Annotated in this window: 14 protein-coding genes and 2 pseudogenes; 9 read left to right on the top strand and 7 right to left on the bottom strand. The window is 69.8% G+C overall.

Translation table 11 applies throughout. The annotated features are described in order from the left end of the window. Position 1: 1 nt before the first annotated feature. From OG866_RS09570 to OG866_RS09560, 3 genes are all read right to left on the bottom strand, one after another. On the bottom strand, positions 2 to 1,342 hold the full coding sequence (locus OG866_RS09570; RefSeq protein WP_329333306.1) for an ABC transporter substrate-binding protein: 1,341 nt from the start codon (positions 1,340 to 1,342) through the stop codon (positions 2 to 4). A gap of 382 nt (positions 1,343 to 1,724) precedes the next feature. Beyond that, complete coding sequence (locus OG866_RS09565; RefSeq protein ID WP_329333304.1) at positions 1,725 to 2,813, bottom strand: LacI family DNA-binding transcriptional regulator; 1,089 nt, start codon at positions 2,811 to 2,813, stop codon at positions 1,725 to 1,727. Positions 2,814 to 3,133: 320 nt separating this feature from the next. Continuing rightward, positions 3,134 to 4,147 carry a hydroxyacid dehydrogenase gene (locus tag OG866_RS09560; RefSeq protein ID WP_329333302.1) on the bottom strand — a complete coding sequence of 338 codons (1,014 nt, stop codon included), beginning with the start codon at positions 4,145 to 4,147 and terminating at the stop codon, positions 3,134 to 3,136. 481 nt (positions 4,148 to 4,628) lie between these two features. Here OG866_RS09560 and OG866_RS09555 point away from each other — a divergent pair, with 481 nt between their 5' ends. The 7 genes from OG866_RS09555 to OG866_RS09525 all read left to right on the top strand — a co-directional run bounded on the left by OG866_RS09555 (position 4,629) and on the right by OG866_RS09525 (position 16,047). Further along, positions 4,629 to 5,987 carry an extracellular solute-binding protein gene (locus OG866_RS09555; protein ID WP_329333300.1) on the top strand — a complete coding sequence of 453 codons (1,359 nt, stop codon included), beginning with the start codon at positions 4,629 to 4,631 and terminating at the stop codon, positions 5,985 to 5,987. Continuing rightward, the gene (locus OG866_RS09550; RefSeq protein ID WP_329333298.1) at positions 5,984 to 6,976 is read left to right on the top strand and encodes a carbohydrate ABC transporter permease; all 993 of its coding nucleotides are present in this window, start codon (positions 5,984 to 5,986) and stop codon (positions 6,974 to 6,976) included. The genes OG866_RS09555 and OG866_RS09550 overlap by 4 nt, the downstream gene beginning before the upstream one ends. Next, the gene (locus OG866_RS09545) at positions 6,973 to 7,875 is read left to right on the top strand and encodes a carbohydrate ABC transporter permease (RefSeq protein ID WP_329333296.1); all 903 of its coding nucleotides are present in this window, start codon (positions 6,973 to 6,975) and stop codon (positions 7,873 to 7,875) included. Before OG866_RS09550 ends, OG866_RS09545 begins: the two co-directional genes overlap by 4 nt. Positions 7,876 to 7,919: 44 nt before the next feature. Then, on the top strand, positions 7,920 to 9,707 hold the full coding sequence (locus OG866_RS09540) for a putative Ig domain-containing protein (protein ID WP_329333294.1): 1,788 nt from the start codon (positions 7,920 to 7,922) through the stop codon (positions 9,705 to 9,707). A 48-nt stretch (positions 9,708 to 9,755) separates the two neighbouring features. Then, positions 9,756 to 13,085, top strand: coding sequence for an alginate lyase family protein (locus OG866_RS09535; protein WP_443063510.1), 3,330 nt, complete (start codon positions 9,756 to 9,758; stop codon positions 13,083 to 13,085). A gap of 38 nt (positions 13,086 to 13,123) precedes the next feature. Next, entirely contained in the window at positions 13,124 to 14,374 is a 1,251-nt protein-coding gene (locus tag OG866_RS09530) for an alginate lyase family protein (RefSeq protein WP_329333291.1), read from the top strand. A 92-nt stretch (positions 14,375 to 14,466) separates the two neighbouring features. Beyond that, positions 14,467 to 16,047, top strand: coding sequence for a carboxylesterase/lipase family protein (locus OG866_RS09525; RefSeq protein WP_329333290.1), 1,581 nt, complete (start codon positions 14,467 to 14,469; stop codon positions 16,045 to 16,047). Here the strand turns inward: OG866_RS09525 and OG866_RS09520 are convergent. The 4 genes and pseudogenes from OG866_RS09520 to OG866_RS09505 form a co-directional block, all read right to left on the bottom strand. Beyond that, positions 15,929 to 16,957, bottom strand: a pseudogene (locus tag OG866_RS09520) (glycoside hydrolase family 127 protein); the annotation flags it as partial. The gene OG866_RS09525 and the pseudogene OG866_RS09520 overlap by 119 nt on opposite strands. A 1-nt stretch (position 16,958) precedes the next feature. Continuing rightward, positions 16,959 to 17,060: pseudogene (locus OG866_RS09515) on the bottom strand (LacI family DNA-binding transcriptional regulator); the annotation flags it as partial. Positions 17,061 to 17,144: 84 nt separating this feature from the next. Beyond that, entirely contained in the window at positions 17,145 to 18,068 is a 924-nt protein-coding gene (mmuM, locus tag OG866_RS09510) for a homocysteine S-methyltransferase (protein ID WP_329333288.1), read from the bottom strand. Positions 18,069 to 18,816: 748 nt separating this feature from the next. Further along, on the bottom strand, positions 18,817 to 20,913 hold the full coding sequence (locus tag OG866_RS09505; protein WP_329333286.1) for an autotransporter: 2,097 nt from the start codon (positions 20,911 to 20,913) through the stop codon (positions 18,817 to 18,819). A gap of 216 nt (positions 20,914 to 21,129) precedes the next feature. On the opposite strand from OG866_RS09505, the gene OG866_RS09500 reads away from it, so the two are divergent. Next, positions 21,130 to 22,209 (top strand): glycoside hydrolase family 43 protein, encoded by a 1,080-nt coding sequence (locus tag OG866_RS09500; protein WP_329333285.1) that lies wholly within the window; start codon positions 21,130 to 21,132, stop codon positions 22,207 to 22,209. Next, the gene (locus tag OG866_RS09495) at positions 22,206 to 23,618 is read left to right on the top strand and encodes an RICIN domain-containing protein (protein WP_329333284.1); all 1,413 of its coding nucleotides are present in this window, start codon (positions 22,206 to 22,208) and stop codon (positions 23,616 to 23,618) included. The genes OG866_RS09500 and OG866_RS09495 overlap by 4 nt, the downstream gene beginning before the upstream one ends.

Here is a 23,618-nt window from a genome sequence, read left to right as displayed (position 1 = left end):
CTCAGCCCTTGACGCTGATACCGCGGGACTTCAGGTCCTTGACCGTCCACTCCTGCATGTGGGCGAGGAGGTCGGTCACCGTCTGCTCCTTGCTGACCACCTTGGCCCAGCCGGCCTGCATCTCCGTGAACATGGCGGTCCAGTTCGGCCCGAAGGTCCAGTCGGTGGTGATGGTGGAGAGGCTGTCCTTCACGACGGTCTGCGCGGCGTCGTAGTTCTTCCCGAGCAGTTTCTCGGAGGTCGCCTCGGCGACATAGGAGTCACTGTCCTTGAGCGCCGGGAACACCCCGTTACCGGTTTCAGGACTGGCCATGGTCTTCACGGCACCGGGATCGGTGGACATCCACAGCGCGGCCTCGGCGGCCTGCTTCTGGTTCTCGCAACTCTTGGTCACCAGCGTCACGCTGCCGGTCAGATTGGTGCCGGCGGGCGTCTTGGCGGCCTCACCGGCGAACGTCGGCCACGGCGCGAGCGCCCACTTCCCGAAGGACTTGGTGAAGTTCTGCACCATGCCCGCCTGCTGCCAGGTGGAGATCTGCCGAGTGGCGGTACCGCCGTTGTCGTAGTTGCGCTGCACGGCGGCGTAGTCCGCGAACGACAGCTTGGAGTTCAGATCGTTGTCGATGATCTCCTGAATGACCTTCGCGGCCTTCAGCGTCCCCGCGTCCTGGAAGTCCACCTTCCAGGAGTTCCCGTCGATGGCGTACCAGTGCGCACCGGCCTGCATGGCCAGCACCTCAAGCGTGCTGGGGTCTTCCCCCGCATAGTTGGTGATCTTCACGCCGTGCTTCTTGAGCACCTTGCCCGCGGCGATGAACTCGTCCCATGTCGTCGGTGCCTTCAGCCCGTACTTGTCGAAGACGTCGGTCCGGTAGACCGTGAAGTTCGGCGCGGAGCTGGTCGGCACCCCGTACGACTTGCCCTGCACCTGCGCACTGGCCCAGGCCCCGGCGTTGAACTTCCCCTTCTCGGAGTCGACGTACTGCGAGATGTCCGCGAGCGCGTCCTGCGAGACCCAGCTGGTCACGTACTCGGCGGTGTTCTGCACCAGGCACGGCGCGTTCCCGGCCTTCACCGCGTTCGTCAGCTGCTTCTGCATGGTCAGCTGGTCGGTGACCTTCGTGTACTTGAGCTTGATGTCCTTGTGCGAGGCGTTGAACGCCTTGACGACCGCGTCCTGGCCGTTGGCCCATCCCCAGAAGGGGAGGGTGACCGGACCCGACGCCCCTGAGGACCCGTCGTCTCCGGAGTCCGACCCGCCACACGCGGCGAGCAGACCTGTCAGGGCGACACCCGCGACAGCGACGTGGGCGAACCTTCTCCGGGGGCTGGTGAAGTTCATCTGACCGTGTTCCTTCGGAAAGTAGGGCGTCTCGGAACGAGGACGGCGGCTCGGTGCGGGCCGGGAACGGCGGCCGGAAATCCGTCGGCTCGCGGTTGCGGGGGGTCGGCCAAGCGGAAGATGTAGTAAGCGGTTGCTGGGACGGTAGGACGAGGCGTCTGTCCATAGCAAGAGGTGCGCGGAAATTTGTTACGCCGGTCTGTCTGTTGCGTTAGCCGGACCCAAGGTGACCTCGGAGCGCCTGGGACGGCCAAACGACCAGGTCAGACAGTGAGGCTAGGTCGCTGAACGACATCAGGCCGCCCCTTGGGACGGCCTGACCCTGCCACGAAAAAACCTTGAGAAAACGCTTACGAAACGAATGCTTCTTCTGTCACCTCTGTCAGGTGCGAGGCGAGGGCGGCCGAACCGAGTTCCGTACGACGACATGGGTGCCCAGCACCAGATGATCGCCGTCGCTGCCCTTGCGGCGCCCCGAACCACCCTCCCGCCGATCGGCGACGGCCCGCAGCGCGACCCGCCCCATCTCCTCGTACGGCACATGCACGGTGGTGAGTTGAGGGGTCAGCTGGGAGGCCAGCGGAATGTCGTCGTACCCCACGATCGACACGTCCTCCGGCACCCGCAGCCCCGCAGCACGCAACGCCTGCATGGCGCCGGCGGCGACCACGTCCGTGCCCGCGAGAACGGCGGTGAAGTCCGGCGTCTCGTGCAGCGCGGTCTCGACGGCCTCGTACCCGTGCTCGTAGTCGTACGGCCCATGCCGAACGAGCCCCGGATCGAACTCGACCCCGTACGCCTCGAACGCCCGCCGCGCACCCTCCAACCGCCCCTGAGCGGTGGTCAGTTCGGCATGTCCCGGCAGCACGAGCACCCTCCGGTGCCCGGCGGACAACAGATGGCTGGCCATGGCATAGGCGCCACCCTCGTTGTCGTAGTCGACCGTGGTGGCCGGGACGTCCCCCTCCAGCGGAGGCCGCCCCACCAGCACCAGATGCGACCCGGCCGCGTCCAGCGACCGGGCGAACCGGGCCATCCGCAGCTGGTACTCGTCGTAGTCATAAGCGCCACCGAGCAGCACCACAGCCGCCACCCCCTGCTGGCGCATGAGGTTGACCAGCGCGAGCTCCCGCTCGGGATCGTCCCCGGTGGTCCCCACCAGCGACAGCCAGCCCCGCAACGTGGCGGCGCCCTCAACTCCCTTGGCCACATGGGCGAAGGCGGCACCGGTGATGTTGTTGATGAGGATCGCCACGGTCGGGGTGCCCCCGCCCGCCAGGGACCGCGCATGAGCGTTGGTGACGTAGTCCAGGTCCTGGACCACCTTCATCACCCGGCGCCGCAGATCCTCCGACACCGGATAGTTGCCCGACAGCACACGCGACACGCTGGCCACGGAAACACCCGCGCGCTCCGCGACGTCACGGATGGTGGCCCGTCCGGCGTCCCCGGACGCCTTGCGCTGACTCACCCTGCGGCTCCTTCGTCGTTCCCGTAAAGCCTGCCTGGCCGGCCCCTGTCGAGCACCGGTACGGAAAACCGTATCCCATGGTTTCCACTTGTTTCCCAACGGTGTGCCAGGCCCCAAAAACCCACGGCACGGCCCCCCCCCGGACTCGCGGCACGGGCCCACCCACGTCCCCTGTCTGCGGGCCACCGGCAGAAAGCGCCCCGTAGGCGAAAGGGCCAGATATTCAGCACGCCGGCTGTGGGGTAAAACCGGCAAACGCCGTGACATGAGCGTTGTGCCTGGCCAGGCGCCCCCGCCCACGCCCCGCCCCTGCCCTCCGTTCAAGCCACCCGAGCCAGATCCGCCCGCCGCACCTCATGCGCCACCGCCACCCCCGCCCCCAGCCGCTCCAGCTCCTCCACCACGATCCGCCCGAGCCGCTCCAGTTCGTTCCCGAGCGACCCGGCGATGTGCGGGGTGAGGAAGACGTTCGGCAGCCGGTACAGCGGCGACCCCGCAGGCAGTGGCTCGGGTTCGGTCACGTCGAGCACCGCGTGCAGCCGCCCCGAGACCAGCTCGTCCGCCAGCGCGTCCGGATCCACCAGCGCCCCCCGGGAGGTGTTGATGAGCACCCCGCCGTCCCGGATCAGCGCCAGCCGCTCCCCGTCCAGCATCCGATATGTCTCCGGAATGTCCGGCGCGTGCAGGCTCACGATGTCGCTGTGCCTCAACAGGTCTTCCAGCGACACGAGTTGAGCGCCGAGCGCCGCGGCGTCCCCGGCGCTGACATACGGGTCGTGCAGCAGCACCGTGAAGTCGAACGGCCGTAGCAACTCCAGCAGTCGCCGCCCCACCCGGGAGGCCCCGATGACTCCGATCCGGCGACCCACGTTCCCGGTGTGGGCGGTCTCGGTCGGGGTCGGGTACGCGTGGGTGGTTCTGAACCGCTCGCGGTGGGTGAAGGTGTCCTTCCCGGCGAGCAGGATCATCGCGAGGGTGTACTCGGCGACGGGGAGGGCGTTGCCGGTGACGGCGCTGGAAACGGTGATCCCGCGTTCCCATACGGCGTCGCCGACGAGTGAGCGCACGGAGCCGGCGGCGTGCAGGACGGTGCGCAGCCGGGGGGCGGCGGCGAGGACGTCGGCGTCGAGGGGCGGGCAGCCCCAGCCGGTGATAAGGACCTCGGCCCGGGCCAGCGCGTCGACGGCCACCGGGTCGGTGAAGTCCTGGACGACGAGGGCGGGGTCGAGGTCGGCGGCCCGGTGGAGCCGGTGCATGAGCGGCGGGGGGAACAGCAGGGGGAGGTGTACCGGATCCATCGCGAACACGGCCCGCGGCAGCTGGGGGCTGGGCATGAGTCTCCTGACACGCTGAGTGGAAACAGTTTCAGAAAGCGCCTTCTACCGTAGATCTGCCGAGAAGCGGTGGTCAATCGTTGGGGTGGAGTCGCTGGTCCCTGACTTGATCCGCGCTGACCTGGAGCGTCAGTCGCCCTCGATGCACCCTCAGACACCGCGCCCCGTCGAAGTCGGTTTCCGTGCCTTCCCGCTCCTGTCGGCCTCTGTCGAAGAAACCCCTGGTGGGGAAGCCCGTGCCCGTCAGCGCCACGACAACCGGTTGCCTCGGCCGTCTCGGATCGTAGGCCCGCCGGCCCGCCTCGCCCCCCGCCCTCACTGTTTTCGAAAGTTCGTCATGCCCCTTGACGTGCCGTGCGTCCGGGTCGAAGCTCCCAGCACCGCCATAGAAACCGGTTGCCGAAACTTCGCACGCCGCGCCTCACCCCTCCCCGGAGCGTGCGCACCTCCTCGTCCCCTCGAAGAAGAGAGTGGGTAGTTCATGCACACCGATGCCACCCGGGCCGGTGTTCCGTTGGATCGTCGCCGCTTCCTCGCCCTGTCGGCGGGCGGTGCCATGGCCGGTGCGGCGGCGTTGAGCGGCTGCGCGATGCAGGTGTCGAGCGGTGTCAGCGGCGCGGGGGAGACCGTCACGGTGATGGTCAACTCCGGCGACATCCTCCCGGAGCAGCTCCAGCTGGCGAAGAAGGCCCTCGGTATCAGGATCGTCCTGGTGAAGTACGACATCACCAAGCTGATCGCGATGCTGACCAGCGGCAACCCACCGGACCTGGTGCGCGGTGTGGGCGCCGTGGACCTGCCGTTCTTCGCGGCGCGCGACGTGGCCGAGAACCTGGACCCGTACTTCGCCCGCAGCAGTGTCCTCAAGCTCGACGACCTCGACCCCGTCAACGACCTGTGGCGGTACGACGGCCGTACCCAGGGCAAGGGCCCGCGCTACGGCATGGCGAAGGACTTCTCGCAGGACTCCATGTACTGGTACAACACCGCGGCCCTCGACAAGGGCGGTGTCGACTACCCGTCGGAGACCGAGCCGGTCACGTACGAGGAGTGGCTGGACGACGCCAGACGCCTCGTGCAGCGCAAGAGCGGCCAGACCACCGTGTTCGGTGGCAGTTTCAACGGCCTGACCCGGGCCACGCTCCTGGCGACCATGACCGCGTCCGCCGGCGGCAGCCTCTTCAACGACGACTTCTCCCGGGTCGACTTCACCACCCCCGAGGCCCGCAAGGCTCTGACCTGGTACGTGGAGTACGCCAAGACCAAGGTGGGGCCGAGCCTCATCCAGCCCGACCCCAACGGCTGGGACGGTCCCACCTACCAGGCCGGCCGGATGGCCATGTCGAACTCCGGCTACTGGATGGGCGGCATGATCTACCCCGACAAGAAGCTGGCGCAGGTGTCCCGGCTGGCGCCCGCCCCGCTCTTCGCGGGCGGCCGGCGGATCAGCGCCTGCCAGGGCGGCACCGGTCTGTGGATGCCGCGCGGCGCGAAGAACAAGGACGCCGCCTGGCGTGTCTTCGAGTGGTTCTTCGGCGAGGAACCGGCCAAGGCGCGCGCCTCCGGCGGCTGGGGCATCCCGACGCTGAAGTCTCTGCGTCCCCTGATGCCCGCTCAGGAGTCCTATCAGAAACGTGTGTTGAGGGCGCAGGAGGAGGAGCTGAAGCATTTCTCGGTGGTCTCGTTCACCCCCTTCTCCCGGGCGGACGCGATCGACGCCCTCTTCAACCAGATCGCCCCCGCCGCGATGAACGGCCAGATGTCCGTCGACACCCTCGCCGGGCGCCTGAACTCGGCCATCAACGAGCAGCTCAAGCGCGGTAAGGAGCAGGTGGGATGACGGTCGACCAACTCCCCTCCCGTACGGACCGGCCCGCGGCCGGACGTGCTCGTGCCACTGGCGCCCGCCCCCGCACCTCCATGACGACGCGCCGGCACCGCGCGTTCTATCTGTTCACCTCGCCCTGGATCATCGGCTTCCTGCTGCTGACCGTGACGCCGATGGCGTACGCGCTGTGGCTGAGCTTCACCACGTTCGACGGCATCTCGCCCAACTGGAAGTACGTCGGACTCGGCAACTACCGCGAGCTGCTGAACGATCCGGTCACCTGGGACTCGCTGGGCCGCGCCGGGCTGTTCGCGGTGACGTCGGTGCCGCTGTCGATCCTCGCGGGCCTCGGTCTCGCCGTCCTGGTCAACCGGCCCCTCAAGGCGCGCGGGCTGTTCCGCACGCTGCTCTATCTGCCCGCCGTGGTGCCGCCGGTCGGCGCGGGTCTCGCCTTCAAGCTGCTCTTCGACCAGAACTCCGGTGCCTCCAACGGGGTGTTGACCTTCTTCGGCACCGACGCCGTGCCCTGGCTCGCCGACCCGTACGCCCGGTACGTGCTGCTGATGACGGTGCTGTGGGCCGCCGGAAACGTCATGATCATCTCGCTCGCCGGGCTCCAGGACGTACCCAGGGAACTCCACGAGGCGGCCCGGATCGACGGGGCGAGTTCCTGGCGGACCTTCCGCAGCGTCACCGTGCCGCTGCTGTCGCCGGTCCTGCTGTTCCAGACGGTGACCGGGATGATCGCCTCGGTGCAGACCATCATGCCGCTGCTGCTGGCGCCGCTGGGTGACACGAGCGGCATCACCACGGTCCCGCAGTCCAACTACCTCTACATGATGCATGTGTTCGCGCAGTACTTCGCGCTCGGCCGCTACGGCTACGCCTCCGCGCTGCTGTGGGTGCTCTTCGTCCTGATCCTCGTCGTGACCGGACTCATCTTCAAGTTCACGTCCGGCGCCGTGTTCTACACCGTCGACCCGGAGGCGAAGAAGAAGTGACCGCCACCACCCTGCCGCCCACGTCCGAGTCCACGTCCTCCCCTTCGGCCGCGTCCACCCCGTCCGGTGCGCGGGTCCGGGTGCGGGCCAAGCGCCTGGCCCTCTACACGGTCCTGGTCTCCGTCACCGGGCTGTTCCTCGGCCCGTTCGGCTGGCTGATCCTCTCCGGCCTGAAGACACAGGGGGAGTTGGCGGCCTCACCGGTGCACTGGCTCCCCGACGCGTTCCAGTGGCACAACTTCGCCGACGCCTTCGACCAGATCGACTTCCTCGGCTACGCCCGCAACTCCCTGGTCATCGCCCTCCTCTACGCCACCCTCGTCACCCTCAGCTCCGCCTGGGTCGGCTTCGGCTTCGCCCGCCTCGACGCGCCCGGCAAGAAGGTGCTGTTCGGGGTGCTGCTCGGCTCGATGATGCTGCCTCAGATGGTCACCCTGCTGCCCACCTACCTGATCTTCGCCAAGCTCGGCATGGTCGACACCTACTGGCCGTGGGTGCTGTGGGGACTGTCCGCGGCACCGTATCTGGTCTTCCTCTTCCGGCAGTTCTTCGCGGGCATGCCGCGCGAACTGGAGGAGGCGGCCATCGTCGACGGCTGCGGCTACACCTCGATCTTCTGGCGGATCTTCCTGCCGCAGTCGTGGCCCGTGCTCTCCGCGAGCTTCATCATCGCCTTCACCTGGACCTGGGGCGACTACATCGCGCCGCAGCTGCTGCTGTCGACCGACCGCACCACGCTCGCCGTCGCCGTGATGACCGCCTATGTCAACGAGGGCGGCACGCCCGTGCCCGAACTCCAGGCCGCCGCCTCGGTGATGTACGTCGTGCCGATCCTGCTGATCTTCCTCGTCGCCCAGCGCGGCTTCGTCTCCGGCATGTCCACCAGCGGCCTCAAGTGACCTTCCGTATCCCTCATCTCCCCGCTTACTGAAGGAACTTCTCCATGAACGACACCCAGAGCACCGGTCTGTCCCGACGCACCGTCCTCCAGGCCGCCGGCGCCACCGCCGCCGCGTACTCCCTGATCGGCGCCACGGCCGGCACGGCGAGAGCGGACGAGGCGACGCCCGCCTCCGCCGACAAGATCGTGACGTATCCCATCCCGAGCGGGGTCCCGACCAACGCCGGCTTCAGCGTCAAGGCCCGTACGGCGGGCGGCGACTGGCAGACGATCCCGGTCTACCGCGCCCGCGCGAAGTGGATCAACGCGGACACCGGCAGCGGCCCGGTCTACAACTCCTCCGTCGCCACCTTCGACTTCAAGGGCACCGTCGAGGTCGCGGTCACCTCGTCCAAGGGCACCATCGCCTCGGCGAAGGTGCGCCCACTGTCGTACGACACCCAGTACACGGTGTCCGGCGACACGGTGACCTTCACCCTCACCGCGCCGCGCAACCTCTCCATCGAGATCAACGGCGAGATCTTCGACAACCTCCAGCTGCACGCCAACCCGATCGAGACGCATGTCCCCGACGCGGACGACCCCGACGTCATCTACTTCGGCCCCGGTCTGCACACCACCACGGACAACGTGCTGAAGGTGCCCAGCGGCAAGACGGTCTACCTGGCCGGAGGCGCGGTGCTGACCTCCCGGGTGGAGTTCGTCAACGCGGAGAACTCGCGGCTGATCGGGCGCGGCGTGCTCTACAACTCGCCCAGCGGTGTGCTGGTGGAGTACTCGAAGAACATCGAGATCGACGGCATCCTCGTCCTCAACCCGAGCAGCGGTTACTCGGTCACGGTCGGCCAGTCGAAGCAGGTCACCATCCGCGACCTGCACTCCTACAGCGCCGGGCAGTGGGGCGACGGCATCGACATCTTCTCCAGCGAGGACGTCCTCATCGACGGCGTGTGGATGCGCAACTCCGACGACTGCATCGCGATCTACACCCACCGCTGGGACTACTACGGCGACGTCCGCAACATCACCGTCCGCAACTCCACCCTCTGGGCGGACGTCGCCCACCCGGTCAACGTCGGCACGCACGGCAACACCGACGCCCCCGAGACCATCGAGAACCTGGTCTTCAGCAACATCGACATCCTCGACCACCGTGAACCGCAGATGGACTACCAGGGCTGCATCGCCCTCAACCCCGGCGACAGCAACCTGCTCAGGAACGCCCGCTTCCAGGACATCCGGGTGGAGGACTTCCGCTGGGGCCAGCTGATCAACATGCGGGTCATGTACAACACCAAGTACAACACCTCGATCGGCCGCGGTATCGACGGGGTGTTCATCAAGAACCTGTCGTACAACGGCACCCACGCCAACCCGTCGATCATGGTCGGCTACGACGCGGACCACGCGATCAAGAACGTGACCTTCCAGAACCTGGTCATCAACGGCAAGGCCATCGCCAACGGGATGAAGAAGCCGGGCTGGTACCGGTTCGAGGACATGATGCCGGCGTACGCCAACGAGCACGTGGTGAACACCCGGTTCCTGAACTCCAACGAGGCCACCTCCACCGACAAGCCCGCGATCACCAGCCCCGAGAAGGCCACCGCGACCAAGAACCAGGTCTTCACCTACCTGATCACGGCCGACAACCTGCCCACCTCCTTCGCCGCGGAGGGGCTGCCGAAGGGCCTGTCGATCGACACGGCCACCGGTCTGATCTCCGGCAAGGCCCAGGACAACGTGGGCAGTTGCTCCGCCACCGTCTCCGCGACCAACAGCGTGGGCACCGCCACGCAGACCGTCACGTTCACCGTCGAGCACGCGTGACCCGGCACCGCCGGCACCCCCAGTACCCGTAGAACCATGGAGTCACCCGTGCTTCCTCTCAGCCGACGGAACTTCCTCGGTGCGGCGGGCCTCGTGGCCGCGGCCGGCGGCGGACTGCTGTCCGCCTCCGCCGCGGCGGCCTGGGCCCAGGACACCGACCTCACGTCCCGCGCCTTCACCCACCCCGGACTGCTGCACAGCGCCGCCGACCTCGCCCGGATGAAGGCCGCGATCGCCGCCCAGGAAACCCCGATCCACGACGGCTACCTGGTGTTCTCCGCGCACGCCCGCTCGAAGTCGACGTACACGGTCCAGAACACCGGCCAGATCACCTCCTGGGGCCGTGGTCCCACCAACTTCCAGAACCAGGCCGTCGCCGACTCGGCCGCCGCCTACCAGAACGCCCTCATGTGGGCCGTCACCGGAAACCGGGCCAACGCGGACAAGGCCCGGGACATCCTCAACGCCTGGTCGGCCTCCCTGACCATGGTCACCGGCGCCGACGGCCCGCTCGGCGCGGGACTTCAGGCCTTCAAGTTCGTCAACGCGGCCGAACTGCTGCGCCACACCGGCTACGACGGCTGGAGCGCGGCGGACATCGCGCGCTGCGAGGCGTCCTTCCTCGACGTCTGGTATCCGGCGATCTCCGGCTACATGCTCTACGCCAACGGCAACTGGGATCTGACGTCCATTCAGTCCATCCTGGCCATCGGTGTGTTCTGCGAGGAACCCACCCTCTTCGAGGACGCCCTGCGGTTCGTCGCGGCCGGTGCAGGCAACGGCAGTGTCCGCAACCGGGTCGTCACCGACGCGGGGCAGGGGCAGGAGTCCGGCCGCGACCAGGGCCACGAGCAGCTCGCCGTCGGCCTGATGGGCGACGCCGCCCAGGTCGCCTGGAACCAGGGCGTCGACCTGTGGGGCTTCGCCGGCCATCGCCTCCTCGCCAACGCCGAGTACGCCGCGCGGTACAACCTCGGCGGCGATATCCCCTTCACCCCCGACCTCGACCGCACCGGCAAGTACATCAAGACGACCGTCTCCGACAAGGTCCGCGGCACGCTGCCGCCGATCTACGATATGTACTACGCCCACTACGCCGGCGTCCGCGGCCTGGACGCCCCGTACACCGAGGCGGCCGTCTTCCGCGGCACGGGTGGCGCCCGCGTCGTCGAGGGCAGCAACGACGACCTGCCGAGCTTCGGGACCTTCGCCTACGCGGGCACCGAGGCCCCGTCCCCGACCGTGCCGACGGCACCGGCGGGCGTCACGGCGCTGGGCGACGGCAAGAGCGTCACCGTCTCCTGGCTGCCGTCCGCGTGGGCGACGGCGTACAGCGTTCGCCGGGCGAGCCGCCCCGAAGGACCGTACGAGGAGATCGCGGCGGCCGTCGAGGGGACGACCTACAAGGACGACGACGCGCACGGCGGACGGGTCTACTACTACACCGTCATCGCCGCCAACTCCCAGGGTGCCAGCCCCGATTCGCCTCTCACCGCGGCTTCCGCCGGACTGCCCGAGCCCTGGTCCACGCGGGACGTCGGCGAGGTGAGGATCCCCGGCGCCGCCGCCTTCGACGGCGAACGGTTCCTGCTGGAGGCGTCCGGCACCGCCGACACCTACCGGCTCGCCCACCTCCCGCTGCCGGGGGACGGCACGGTCACCGCGCGGGTCGTGTTCCCGCTCAGCTCCCAGTACTCCAAGATCGGCGTCACCCTGCGCGCCTCCCTCGACGCGGGCGCCGCGCACGCCTCGATGCTCATCCAGGGGCTGCCGCTGCACACCTGGAGCGGGGTGTGGAGCGTACGGCCCCGGGCGGGAGCGCCGATCTCGGCGACCGGCAGCACCCCCGTGCCGCCCTCCCAGCAGGACGCCCTCACCGTCAACGCGTCCTTCCCGATCTCCAGCCTTGGCACCCTGCCCGAGTCGGCGACCCCCCTGGAGGCGCCGTACGTCGAGGGCGCGGGCGACGGCTACCGGCTGCGGGCCCCCTACTGGGTGCGGGTGACCCGCAAGGGCCGCAGCTGCACCGGGTCGATCTCCCCGGACGGCATCCGCTGGACCGACGTCGGTTCCACCGAGGTCGAGTTGGGCCGCACCGCGTACGCGGGCCTCGCCCTCACCTCCTGTCTCGGCGTCGACGCGGAGTACGCCGAGACCGGCACCGGCGCCTTCGACCACGTCACCGTCGTCTCCCGGACGGCTGGAGAGGTGTGGTCCGCGCCCCGCCCCGGGCGTACCGCCGCCGATCTGCGGGCCGCCACCGGTGCCGACGCCGTCCTGCTGACCTGGACCGACCCGGATCTCTCGGCCCGCTACAAGGTGCTCCGCGCCACCGCGGCCGACGGCCCCTTCGAGACGATCGCCACCTGTGTCGCCCCGGTCGGCTTCGGTGCCCGCCTGCGCCACACGGACGCCACCGGCACCCCGGGGACGACGTACCACTACGTCGTCGCGAAGACCAACAGCGCGGGCCGCGGCCCCCTGTCGGAGTCCGCCGCCGCGTCGATGCCCACCCCGTCCGTCCCTCAACTCACCTCAGCCGACACCGCCTTCGCCAACAAGGGGGACGCCTTCCGACACCTCCTGCGCGGCTCGCACGATCCCGTACGGTTCACCGCCGACGGCCTCCCGGACGGCCTGCGCCTGGACAAGCGCACCGGCCTGATCCACGGAACCCCCACGGAGACGGGCGAGTTCACGGTCACCACCACCGCCGGCAACGCCTCGGGCGTCGGCACCGGCACCCTCGCCCTGACCGTCGGCACACCCCCGCCCGCCCCCTGGACCTACGGCGACCTGGGCGACCCGGTCCTCGACGACCGCACCTTCGGCACCCTCGGTGTGGCGGCGGTCGTGACCCCCGGCAGCACCTCACACGCCTTGGGGACCTTCACCGTGCGAGGCGCGGGCACCGACCTCACCGTCAACAACCAAGGCATGACCGGCCAGTTCGTACGGAGGCCCGTCACCGGCGACTGCGAGGTCACCGCCCGGCTCGTCTCCCGCGGCGGCGCCACCGCCGACCGGGTCGGACTGCTGATGGCCAAGTCCCTGTCGCCGTTCGACCAGGCGGCCGGGGCGATCGTCAGCGGCGGCACCACCGCACAGCTGATGCTGCGCAGGACCGTCGCCGGAGCCTCCGCCTTCTCCGGCACGGCCACGATCCAACTGCCCCTGCTGCTGCGGCTGAAGCGCACCGGGACCGCCTTCGCCGCAGCAGTGTCCACCGATGACGGCGCCACCTGGACGGACCTCGCCGCCGGCGAGATCCCTGGCTTCGGTGACGCCCCCTTCCACGTGGGCCTCGTGGTCTGCTCCCGCAGCCCGCTGGTCCGCTGCACCACACAGTTCGAAGAGGTGATCGTCACCTCGTTCTAGATCCCCCCACGGATTGGAGACCCGCTCTCATGAGCCGCATGAGCCGCACCTCCCCCCACCATCTCCTCCACGAAAGCGAGTTGAGCCGCCGCGGTCTGCTCAGGACCGCCGGCGGTCTCGCCGCCGGACTCGCCATCGCGGGCACGGCCGCGATCGGCACCGCGGACGCCGCCCCGTCGACCTGGACCCACCCCGGCATGCTGCACAACGCCGGGGACATCAACCGGGCCAAGGTCAGGGTCGCCGCGGGCACGGACCCCTGGCTGTCCGGCTGGAACCGGCTGACCGCCAACTCCCACTCCCGGTCCACCTGGACGAACCGGGCCACCGCCACCGTCGTCCGCGGCGGCACCGGCGAGAACTACACCCTCCTCTACAACGACATCGCCGCCGCCTACCAGAACGCCCTGCGCTGGAAGGTGGGCGGCACCGAGGCGAACGCCGTCTGCGCGGCGAACATCCTCAACGCCTGGTCGCGGACGCTCACCACGGTCACCGGCAACGCGGACCGGTTCCTCGCCGCCGGAATCTACGGCTGGCAGTTCGCCAACGCCTGCGAACTCATGCGCGGCTACAGCGGATTCGACCTCGCCGCCGCCCAGGAGATGCTGGCCACGGTCTTCTACCCGCTCAACAACCAGTTCCTCACCCAGCACAACGGGGCCTGCATCACCAACTACTGGGCCAACTGGGACCTGTGCAACATGGCCTCCGTCATGGCCATCGGCATCCTCAACGAGGACTCCGTCAAGTACGACCAGGCCGTCACCTACTTCAAGTCCGGTGCCGGAAACGGCTCGATCGCCCACGCGGTGCCGTATCTGTACACCGACTCCGACGGCTACGCGCTCGGCCAGTGGCAGGAGTCCGGCCGCGACCAGGGGCACGCCGTCATGGGCATGGGCCAGATGGGCGCCCTCTGCGAGATGGCCTGGAACCAGGGCGACGACCTCTACTCCTACGACAGCCGGCGCTTCATGAAGGCCGCCCAGTACGTGGCGAAGTACAACCTGGGCAGCGACGTCCCCTACACCACCTACACCTGGGGCAGCGGCACGAACTGCTCCCAGCAGTCGCAGACCGTGATCGGCTCCGGCAGCCGCGGCCAGATCCGTCCCGTCTGGGCACAACTCCACTTCCACTACAACCGTCGCCTGTCCCTGGACGACAAGTACATCTCGCAGATGTACTACGACCTCGTCGCCCCCGAGGGCGGCGGCGGTGACTACGGCACCACCAGCGGAGGCTTCGACCAGCTCGGCTTCGGCACCCTGATGTACGCCAAATAGCTCAGGTCAGCGCTTGTGCACCGGAATACGAGCAGAGGCTGTGATGCTCTTGTATTACTGGTGCACGAGCGCGGCGAAGGGCTGGTGGGCGCATGACGGCAGACCAGGCGAACCCCGTGGTCAGGACGGACTACGGGGCCGTCCGCGGCCGGTACGAGCGGGGTGTGGCGGTGTTCCGGGGCATCCCCTACGGGGCTCCGCCCTTCGGCCCCCGCCGGTTCCGGCCGCCCCTGCCGCCCGAGCCCTGGGACGGGGTGCGGGACGCCGTCGCCTTCGGGCCGACGGCGCCGAAACCGCCGTACTCCGAGGCCTTCGCGCAGTACCTGTCCGACCCGGTCGTGCCCGGCGACGACTGTCTCAACCTCAACGTATGGACACCGGAGCCGGGCCGCGGGGCCCGGCTCCCGGTTCTGGTGTGGCTGCACGGCGGCGCCCTGACCAGGGGATCCTCGGCCGTACCGGTCTACGACGGGCATGCCTTCGCCCGGGACGGCGTCGTGTTCGTCTCCGCCAACTACCGGCTGGGCGTCGAGGGCTACGGCCTCTTCCCGGACGCCCCCGCCAACGCGGGCCTGCGCGACCAGCTCGCCGCCCTCCAGTGGGTGCACCGGTCGATCGAGGCCTTCGGCGGCGACCCCGACCGCATCACCCTGGCCGGCCAGTCGGCCGGCGCGATCAGCACCGGCGCCCTGCTCGCCGCGCCGCAGGCCCAGGGCCTGGTCCGGCGCGCCGTGCTGCAGAGCGGGCCGCCCGAGGCGTCCGACCGGGACAAGGTGCGGCGCATGGTGCGCCGGATGGCGACCCGGCTGAAGATCCCCGCCACCGCCGCGGCCTTCGCCGAGGTCGACCGTGAGCTGCTGCTGCGCACCCAGGCCGAGGTGGGCAGGCTCAGCAGCCCGGTGCTCGGCGGGCCCGCCTTCGGCATCGTCGTCGACGGCGACCTCGTCCCGCGCGACCCCCTGGACGCCCTGGTCGAGGGCGACGCGGCCCGTGACGTCGAGCTGATGACCGGCTGGACCCGGGACGAGTACCGGCTCTGGCTGGTCCCCGGCGGTCTGCTGGAACGCGTCGACCGCCTCGGCGCGGTCGCCCTGGCCGGCGCCATGGCCCGCTGCCACGCCGGTCACGAGGTGCCGCGCGGCTACCGCGCCCTGCACCCGGACGCCGGGACCGCCGAGATCGTCGGCCAGATGGTCACCGACCACCTGCTGCGCCTGCCGCTGCACCGTCTGGCCGACGCCCGCCCCGGCACGTCGTACGTCTACGAGTTCGCCTGGCCCTCGGGCCTCCCCGACCTCGGCTCCTGCCACGCCCTGGAGCTCGGCTTCGTCTTCGACACCGGGGAGAGCCCCGAGTCGGCGAAGCTGGCGGGCGACGGCGCTCCGCAGGAGCTGAGCGACGCCATGCACGGGGCGTGGGTGCGGTTCGCGGTGGACGGGAACCCTGGGTGGCCGGCGTGGGACGCCACGCACCCGGTGCGGATCTTCGGGGACGGCGAGCCGCACACCGCGCACGGCCCGCTCGACGCCGAGCTGGCCCTGTGGGCCGCCGACGTCACTCCCGAGGAATCCACACCCGCATCGCTCCCGGCCGCCGGTTGGCCCACGCGTAGTACGGAACTGCGGTCAGTGGTACGACGTCTTCGGCTCCCCGGGTCCGTCCGTCGGCCGTGACCACCGTGACCCCGGTGACGCGGGTGCCGTGCGGGAGGGTGAGGTCCTCGAAGCGGAGGCCGGGCGGCTGGTCAACGGCCTTCAGACAGTGCACCAGCGGTCCGCGCTCGATGGCCGCACAGCCCCGTACGGCGTCCACGTAGGGGTCGGGACGGGTCAGCCGGGTCTCCCACGCCAGGTCGAGGGTGAGGGTGTCGCCGGGGGACCAGCGGCGGCGCAGCCGCAGCCAGCCCGGGTGGGTTTCGGCGGGCGCCTCCTCGACGGTGACCGTGATCCGCCCCTGCCACGGATAGGCGGTCTCCACCCGGACCCGGCCGCCGCCGGCCTCGCACACCCCCGTCGCGTACTGGTGCAGCTGAAGCCCCTCGGCATCCCCGCCGGCCATGTAGTGGGGCAGTGAGGCCAGCAGCCGCATGACGTTCGGCGGGCAGCAGGTGCAGCGGAACCACGGGGTGCGGCGGGCCGTCTTGTCCGGCTCGAAGCCGCCCTCGTACTCCTCCCGGACCTGGAGCGGGTTGACGTACAGCCAGCTGTCGCCGTCGAGACCGGCACCGGCCAGGAAACCGTTGCAGAGGGTGCGCTCCACGAGGTCGGAGTACTTCGCGTCGCCGGTCAGCAGCGCCATCCGCCACGACCACTGGATCGACGCGATCGCCGCACAGGTCTTGGCGTAGGCGCGGTCCGGCGGCAGTTCGTACGGCTCCCCGAACGCCTCGCCCTCGTGCCGGGCCCCGAGCCCGCCCGTCAGATACGTCTTCGCCGAGACCATGGCGTCCCACAACCGCTCGGCCACCGCCCGCAGTTCATCGTCGCCGTTCTCGATGGCCAGGTCCGTCACGGCCGCCGGCAGATACAGCTGCCGTACGGCGTGCCCGGCGACGGACGTGGCCTCGCGCACCGGTATGTGGTCCTAGCACGCGCGTCCGGGTCGTCGCGCTCACCGGGCAGACCCCGCCGAGCACCCGCGACACGGTCGACGCGGACACCCCCGCACGGGCCGCCACGTCCCGGATCGTGCTCCGGCTGGTGTCCTCGCTCTTCCTGGTACGGGTGGGGAGGAGGGGGAGGGGGAGGGCCTTGGAAAGGACCTGTGTGGACTACGCGTCCGGCGACAGCGTGCCCGCGATGGACGCGATCGCCGCCGGCCCCACCCGGCAGCAGCCGCCGATCAGCCGCGCCCCGGAGCCCTCCCAGGCCAGCACCTGATCCGGCGCGAAGCTGGAGCGGCCGTTCCAGGCACGGGCCTCGGCGTCCCAGGCCTCGCCGCTGTTCGGGTAGACCACGACCGGCTTCCCGGTCACCCGGGCCGCGATCTCGACCGCCGCGTCCACGTCCTGAGGCGCGCAGCAGTTCACCCCGACCGCGATCACCTCGTCCGCGTCGGCGGCCAGGGCGAAGGCGTCCTCCAGGGGCTGGCCGGCCCGGGTGCGCTCGCCCGCGATCGAGTACGACAGCCAGGCGGGCGTCTCCAGTCTGCGCAGCGCCCGCAGCAGCGCCTCCGCCTCGTCGGCGTCCGGCACGGTTTCGAGGGCCAGCACGTCAGGTCCGGCCGCGGCGAGCACCTCCAGGCGGGGGCGGTGGAAGGCCTCCAGCTCGGCCACGCTCAGCCCGTAGCGGCCGCGGTACTCGGAACCGTCCGCGAGCATCGCCCCGTAGGGGCCGACGGAGGCGGCGACGTACAGCGGGCGGGTGACGCCCTTCGCCTGCGCCTGCCGGGCCGCCTCGCGGGCCAGCTCCACGCTGAGGGACAGCAGCTCGGTGGCGCGGTCGGGGCTGATGCCGCGCTTTTCGAAGCCTTCGAAGGTGGCCTGGTAGCTGGAGGTGATCGCGACGTCCGCACCCGCCTCGAAATAGGCGAGGTGAGCCTCGGTGATCGCCTCGGGGCGCTCGGCGAGGAGACGGGCCGACCACAGCTCGTCGCTCAGGTCGTGTCCGGCGGACTCGAGCTGGTTGGACATGCCGCCGTCCAGGACGACGGTGCGGGTGGCTAGCGCCTGGGCGAGGGTGGAGGTGCTGGTCATGGGGTCGACAGTAGTCGTTGCGGCCAGGGGGGTGCCTCGTGATGTCGGGGGCCGGGTGCGGGTGGTGGGGTGGCTGGGCGCGCAGTTCCCCGCGCCCCTGGGGGTTTGGCCCTTGGGGAGTGGAGGGTGACGCCCGTGGGGTGCGGGTGGTGGGGGTGGCTGGGCGTGCAGTTTCCCGCGCCTTTGGGGGTTTGGCCCTTGGGGAGTGGAGGGTGACGCCTGTGGGGTGCGGGTGGTGGGGGTGGCTGGGCGTGCAGTTTCCCGCGCCTTTGGGGGTTTGGCCTGGGGGAGTGGAGGGTGACGCCTGTGGGGTGCGGGTGGTGGGGGTGGCTGGGCGTGCAGTTCCTCGCGCCTTTGGGGGTTTGGCCTGGGGGAGTGGAGGGTGACGCCCGTGGGGTGCGGGTGGTGGGGGTGGCTGGGCGTGCAGTTCCCCGGGCCTCTGGGGGTTTGGCCTTGGGGAGTGGATGGTGACACCCGTGTCGTGCATGCCGAGCGCCGCGCCAGGAATCCCGCACGCAGCCGACGTACCCGAGGTGCCGCACCGCTTCCTCCGCCAGTACGTCACCGGCGACGCGCTCGTCGAGGAGCTCCTCGACGACGAGGCCTGGCGTCGGCGGCTCGTCCCGGACCGCTTCCCCGAGGGGCTGTGCGGGGACATGGTCCGCCTCCCGAGCGGCTGCCCGGGCGCGCGGGTGCCGGCGCCGCGGCCGGGGTTTCCGGAGACGCCTGGCGGCCGTTGCCCCGCCTCTCAGTGCGCGGCGTGCCGGCCGCCCCCTCGGCGTCCGCGTCGGTGTCTGGCCGCCGGGACCGCGAGGCCGCCGAGGAGGCCGAGGGCGAGGGCGTACGGCCACCAGCCGAGACTGTCGTCCTGTGCGGCGCCCGCGGTGCGGGTCACGTCGGCTGCGGCGGTCGAACCCTCGTCAGTTGTCGGGGACTTGGTCGCCTTCGGGGTGGCGGCCGTGAGGACGACGTCGTTGCCGTCGCCGCCCTTGTAGGTGATCCGGTAGGTGGTGTCGGCGAGCTTGATCTTCGTGCCCTCCTTCAGGCCCGTGAAGGCGCCCTTGGTCTTCGCGGCCCCCTTGTGGTCGAGCACGGTGATCTTCTTCGCGGGGTCGGACCCGGCCGCGGCGAGGTCGAGGTCACCGGCCAGCCGGACCGCGCCGGTCACCTTCAACGGCTTGGTACCCAGGACGAGTTCGCCCTTCGCGCTCTGCGTGTAAGCGCCGGAGACCGTGAGGCCGCCCTTCACCACACCGTCGTTCGTCACCGCCCCCTTCACCGTGCCCTTGCCGCTCAGCGAGGTCGCCACCCGCAGTCCCGCCGTACCGGCGTCGAGGCGCGCGCCCGCCGACGAGAGCCGGATCGCCTTGCTGTTGCGGAGAGTTGCCCCGTTCCGCAGGGCGAGCGTGCCCTTCTTGACGGTCGTCGTCCCGGTGTACGTCACCGCGCTCCCGGTCAGTGTCGTCGTCGCGGCGCCCGCCTGGGTGAGGGAGCCGCTGCCGCTGATCCGGGGCAGGGTCAGGGGCTTGCGCACGTTGTTCAGGACCAGCGAGCCGTTGTCGACGACCTTGTAGAGGCCGCCCTTGGTGTACAGCCCGCCGTCGCCGCCGGACTTGCCGCTGCCCAGGCGCAGCACCGCCCCCTTCTCGACGGTCGTCGAGCCGTCGTAGTACTGGACGGCCGCGAAGGTGACGTCGTTGCCGCGCGTCCCCGCGATGACGATGTCCCCGGCGCCGGGCGCCGCCAGCGTGTCGTGGAACTTGCCGCCACCGATGGGCGCGCCCAGGGTCACCGGGCCGTTGTAGTCGAAGGTGAGGAGGGAGCGGGAGCGGGCGGCGAGGAGGTTGATGTAGACGGTCTCCGCCGTGCCCGGCATGAAGATCCGGTGTGTCGTGCCGTCGCCCCACTGGACGTTCGCGCCCTTGATGTTGGTGCCGCGCTTGTTGACGTTCTTGCGGGCGGGCGTCCAGTTCAGGGCCGGGTCGCTGAGCGAGGGGTCGGTGTCGCCGCCCTGGTCCGACCAGCTGTACTGGCCCCTGAGGATCACCTTGCTGCCGGGCCGGGACTGGATGTTGATGTCGCTGCCGTACTCGCGCTGGTAGAAGTCCATGCCCATGGTCACCGTCTGGCCGAGCGGGGTGTCCACGGTCCAGGTGCCCTGGTTGAGGACCTTGCGCATCCCCGGGAGCGAGGTCGCGTACTCCGGCCGTCCGGCGTTCGCCTGTGTGCCGTTGTCGATGACCCCGGAGAACGGGCCGGACGTCACGTCCCAGGTGGCCCACAGGAAGCGCGGCTGGGTGATCAGGCCGGAGCCGCTGATGGTGCCCAGGTTGTAGCCGACGTTCTTGAGTGAGAGACGCAGGGTGCCGTCGACCCGGATGTTGTCCTGGTTGAGGCGGAAGGCCGGGGTGTTGTACGGGTAGTGCCCGATGACCCCGGTCGAGCCGCCGTCCCCGTACTGGAGGGTGGCGCCGCGCTCGACCGTGATCGCGGGCGGGTCGGGGGTGGCGGTGGTGACGTAGGGGTGGTTGCCGCCCTGGACCGACACCTTCTGCCGCTGCCGTGCCTTCGGGAGCGTGAAGTCGCTGTCCTTGGTCAGGATCAACGTCCCGCTGCCGCGCACGGTCAGCGTGCCCTCGCCGCGGAACACCCCGTCGTACGTCGTCGTCCCGGACGGCACGGTGACGACGGTGTCGCCGCTGAGCGTGACGTCCCGGCCCGCGAGCACGTCGGCGGTGACGTCCCGGGCGCCTGCGGCCAGGGCCGGGGGAGCGGTGGCGAGGAGGGCGGCGACCGCCGCGAGGGCGCCGGCGGCCGCTGCTGTCTTGTGGGTATGGCTGCGCACGGAAGAGGAGACGCGGCGGGGCGGCGGGCGATAACAAAAAAATCGGCCCAGGAGCGGGCGAGGAGAAAGCGCTCGCAGAAAGCGCCTTCTCTTATCGCGTCCAACCCGTTGACCTCCCCTGTTGCCCGCCGTACCTTTCGGCTGTTCGCAAAAACAACAGATGTTCTCAATATCGAACATCACTCTCAGGACACCCCCACCCGAGAGGCAGCCCGTATGAGCCGCGTTCCCCCCGTCCCCGACCGACGACTGCTGCTGAAGGGCGCGCTGGCCGCGGGCGCCCTGGCCGCGACCCCCACCGTCGCCGCAGCCGCCCCCGCCCCGAAGAAGGCCGCACCGCTCGTGAACCCGCTCGTCCGCAACCGCGCCGACCCGCACATCCACCGGCACTCCGACGGCACCTACTACTTCACGGCCACCGCCCCCGAGTACGACCGGATCATCCTGCGCCGCTCCCGCACCCTGAACGGCCTCGCGAGCGCCGCCGAGTCGATCATCTGGACCAAGCACGCCACCGGCCCCATGGGCGCGCACATCTGGGCGCCGGAGATCCACCGCATCGGCGGCAAGTGGTACATCTACTTCGCCTCCGCGCCCGCCGAGAGCGTCTGGGACATCCGGATATGGGTCCTGGAGAACGCCAACCACGACCCGTTCACGGGCACTTGGACCGAGCGCGGCCAGATCAGGACCGCCTGGGAGACCTTCTCCCTCGACGCCACCACCTTCACCCACCGCGGCACCCGCTACCTCGCCTGGGCCCAGCACGAGCCCGACATGGGCAACAACACCGCCCTGTGGCTCTCGAAGATGGCGAACCCGTGGACGCTGACGGGTCCTCAAGTGCGGCTGTCCACACCTGAGTACGACTGGGAGTGCATCGGCTACAAGGTCAACGAGGGCCCGTCCGTCATCGCCCGCAACGGCCGGCTCTTCATGTCGTACTCGGCCGGCGCCACCGACTTCAACTACTGCATGGGCCTGCTGACCGTCGACGCGGACGCCGACCTCATGGACCCCGCGAACTGGTCCAAGTCGCCGACGCCGGTCTTCACCACCAACGACACCACCCGGCAGTACGGCCCGGGCCACAACTGCTTCACCGTCGCGGAGGACGGCCGCAGTGACGTCCTCGTCTACCACGCACGCCAGTACAAGGACATCGTCGGCGACCCGCTGAACGACCCCAACCGGCACACCCGCATCCAGCGGCTCGGCTGGCATGCGGACGGCACCCCCGATTTCGGCATCCCGGTGGCGGACACCACCGTCACGGACATGGAGGTCGCGTCATGAGACGTGCGTACGCGGTACTGCTCGCCCTCTGCCTGGCGCTCGCCGGCGCCCTCGTCACCGCGGGCCCCGCCCAGGCGGCGGCCCTCAGCATCCCCAACGGCGTCCAGTTCACGGACACTTCGGGCAACGCCCTGCACGCCCACGGCGGCGGCGTCATCAAGGTCGGCTCGTACTACTACTGGTTCGGCGAGGACCGCAACGCCGACAACACCTTCCGGTACGTGGACGCCTACCGCTCCACGGACCTCAAGAACTGGGAGTTCAGGAACCACGTCCTGACCCAGTCCTCCGCCGCCGAGCTGGGCACCGCCTACATCGAGCGGCCCAAGGTCATGTACAACGCGTCCACCGGCAAGTTCGTGATGTGGATGCACAAGGAGAACGGCACCGACTACAGCGAGGCCCGCGCGGCCGTCGCCGTCTCCGACACCGTCGACGGCAGCTACACCTACCAGGGCAGCTTCCGCCCGCTCGGCCAGCACATGTCCCGGGACATCACGACGTACGTCGACACCGACGGCACCGGCTACATGGTCTCGGCCGCCAACGAGAACTACGACCTGCACATCTACAAGCTCAACGCCTCCTACACCGGCATCGACAGCCTGGTCGCCAACCCCTGGCCGGGTGGCCACCGCGAGGCCCCGGCGCTGTTCAAGCGGGGCGGCGTGTACTTCATGCTGACCTCGGCCGCCACCGGCTGGAACGCCAACCAGCAGCAGTACGCCACCGCCACCTCCCTCGCCGGACCGTGGTCCTCGATGGCGAACGTCGGCGACTCCACGACGTACAACTCCCAGACCGCGTACGTCCTTCCGGTCACCGGGAGCTCCGGCACCTCGTACCTCTACATGGGCGACCGCTGGGGCAACTCCTTCGGCGGGACCGTCAACGACTCCCGGTACGTGTGGCTGCCGCTGACCTTCCCGAGCTCCACCACGATGTCCATGTCCTGGTACCCCGAGGTCAGGGTGGACACGGCGGCCGGCACGGTCAGCGGGACGAGCGCCACGTACAACACGCTGATCGCCCGCCACAGTTCCAAGTGCGCGGACGTGCCCAGCCAGTCGCTGTGGCAGGGCGTCGCCGTCAACCAGTACACCTGCAACAGCGGCGGCAACCAGAAGTGGTGGTTCAAGGACCTGGGCACCGGTTACTACCAGCTGGTCGGCCGCGGCAGCTCCCTGTGTCTCCAGGAGAACTCCACCAACGTCACCCAGGAGAACTGCAACTCCGGTACGACCAGCCAGCAGTGGTCGGTGGTCACCTCGGGCTCCTACGTCAGCATCAAGGCCCGCGCCACCGGCGAGTGCCTCGACGTGAACGGCGCGTCCACCGCCAACTCCGCCGCGATCATCACCTACACCTGCAACGGAGCGACCAATCAGCAGTGGACGCGCGGAACCTGA

This window comes from Streptomyces sp. NBC_00663, from assembly GCF_036226885.1.
In the GTDB taxonomy this organism is placed as follows: Bacteria; Actinomycetota; Actinomycetes; order Streptomycetales; family Streptomycetaceae; genus Streptomyces.
This window is presented reverse-complemented; position numbering and strand designations above follow the sequence as displayed.

Bases quoted from the DNA above. Each gene is read 5' to 3' on its own strand.
- OG866_RS09570 (WP_329333306.1), bottom strand. From the start codon at position 1,342: ATGAACTTCACCAGCCCCCGGAGAAGGTTCGCCCACGTCGCTGTCGCG.
- OG866_RS09560 (WP_329333302.1), bottom strand. From the start codon at position 4,147: ATGCCCAGCCCCCAGCTGCCGCGGGCCGTGTTCGCGATGGATCCGGTA.
- OG866_RS09555 (WP_329333300.1), top strand. From the start codon at position 4,629: ATGCACACCGATGCCACCCGGGCCGGTGTTCCGTTGGATCGTCGCCGC.
- OG866_RS09550 (WP_329333298.1), top strand. From the start codon at position 5,984: ATGACGGTCGACCAACTCCCCTCCCGTACGGACCGGCCCGCGGCCGGA.
- OG866_RS09540 (WP_329333294.1), top strand. From the start codon at position 7,920: ATGAACGACACCCAGAGCACCGGTCTGTCCCGACGCACCGTCCTCCAG.
- OG866_RS09530 (WP_329333291.1), top strand. From the start codon at position 13,124: ATGAGCCGCACCTCCCCCCACCATCTCCTCCACGAAAGCGAGTTGAGC.
- OG866_RS09525 (WP_329333290.1), top strand. From the start codon at position 14,467: ATGACGGCAGACCAGGCGAACCCCGTGGTCAGGACGGACTACGGGGCC.
- mmuM (WP_329333288.1), bottom strand. From the start codon at position 18,068: ATGACCAGCACCTCCACCCTCGCCCAGGCGCTAGCCACCCGCACCGTC.
- OG866_RS09500 (WP_329333285.1), top strand. From the start codon at position 21,130: ATGAGCCGCGTTCCCCCCGTCCCCGACCGACGACTGCTGCTGAAGGGC.
- OG866_RS09495 (WP_329333284.1), top strand. From the start codon at position 22,206: ATGAGACGTGCGTACGCGGTACTGCTCGCCCTCTGCCTGGCGCTCGCC.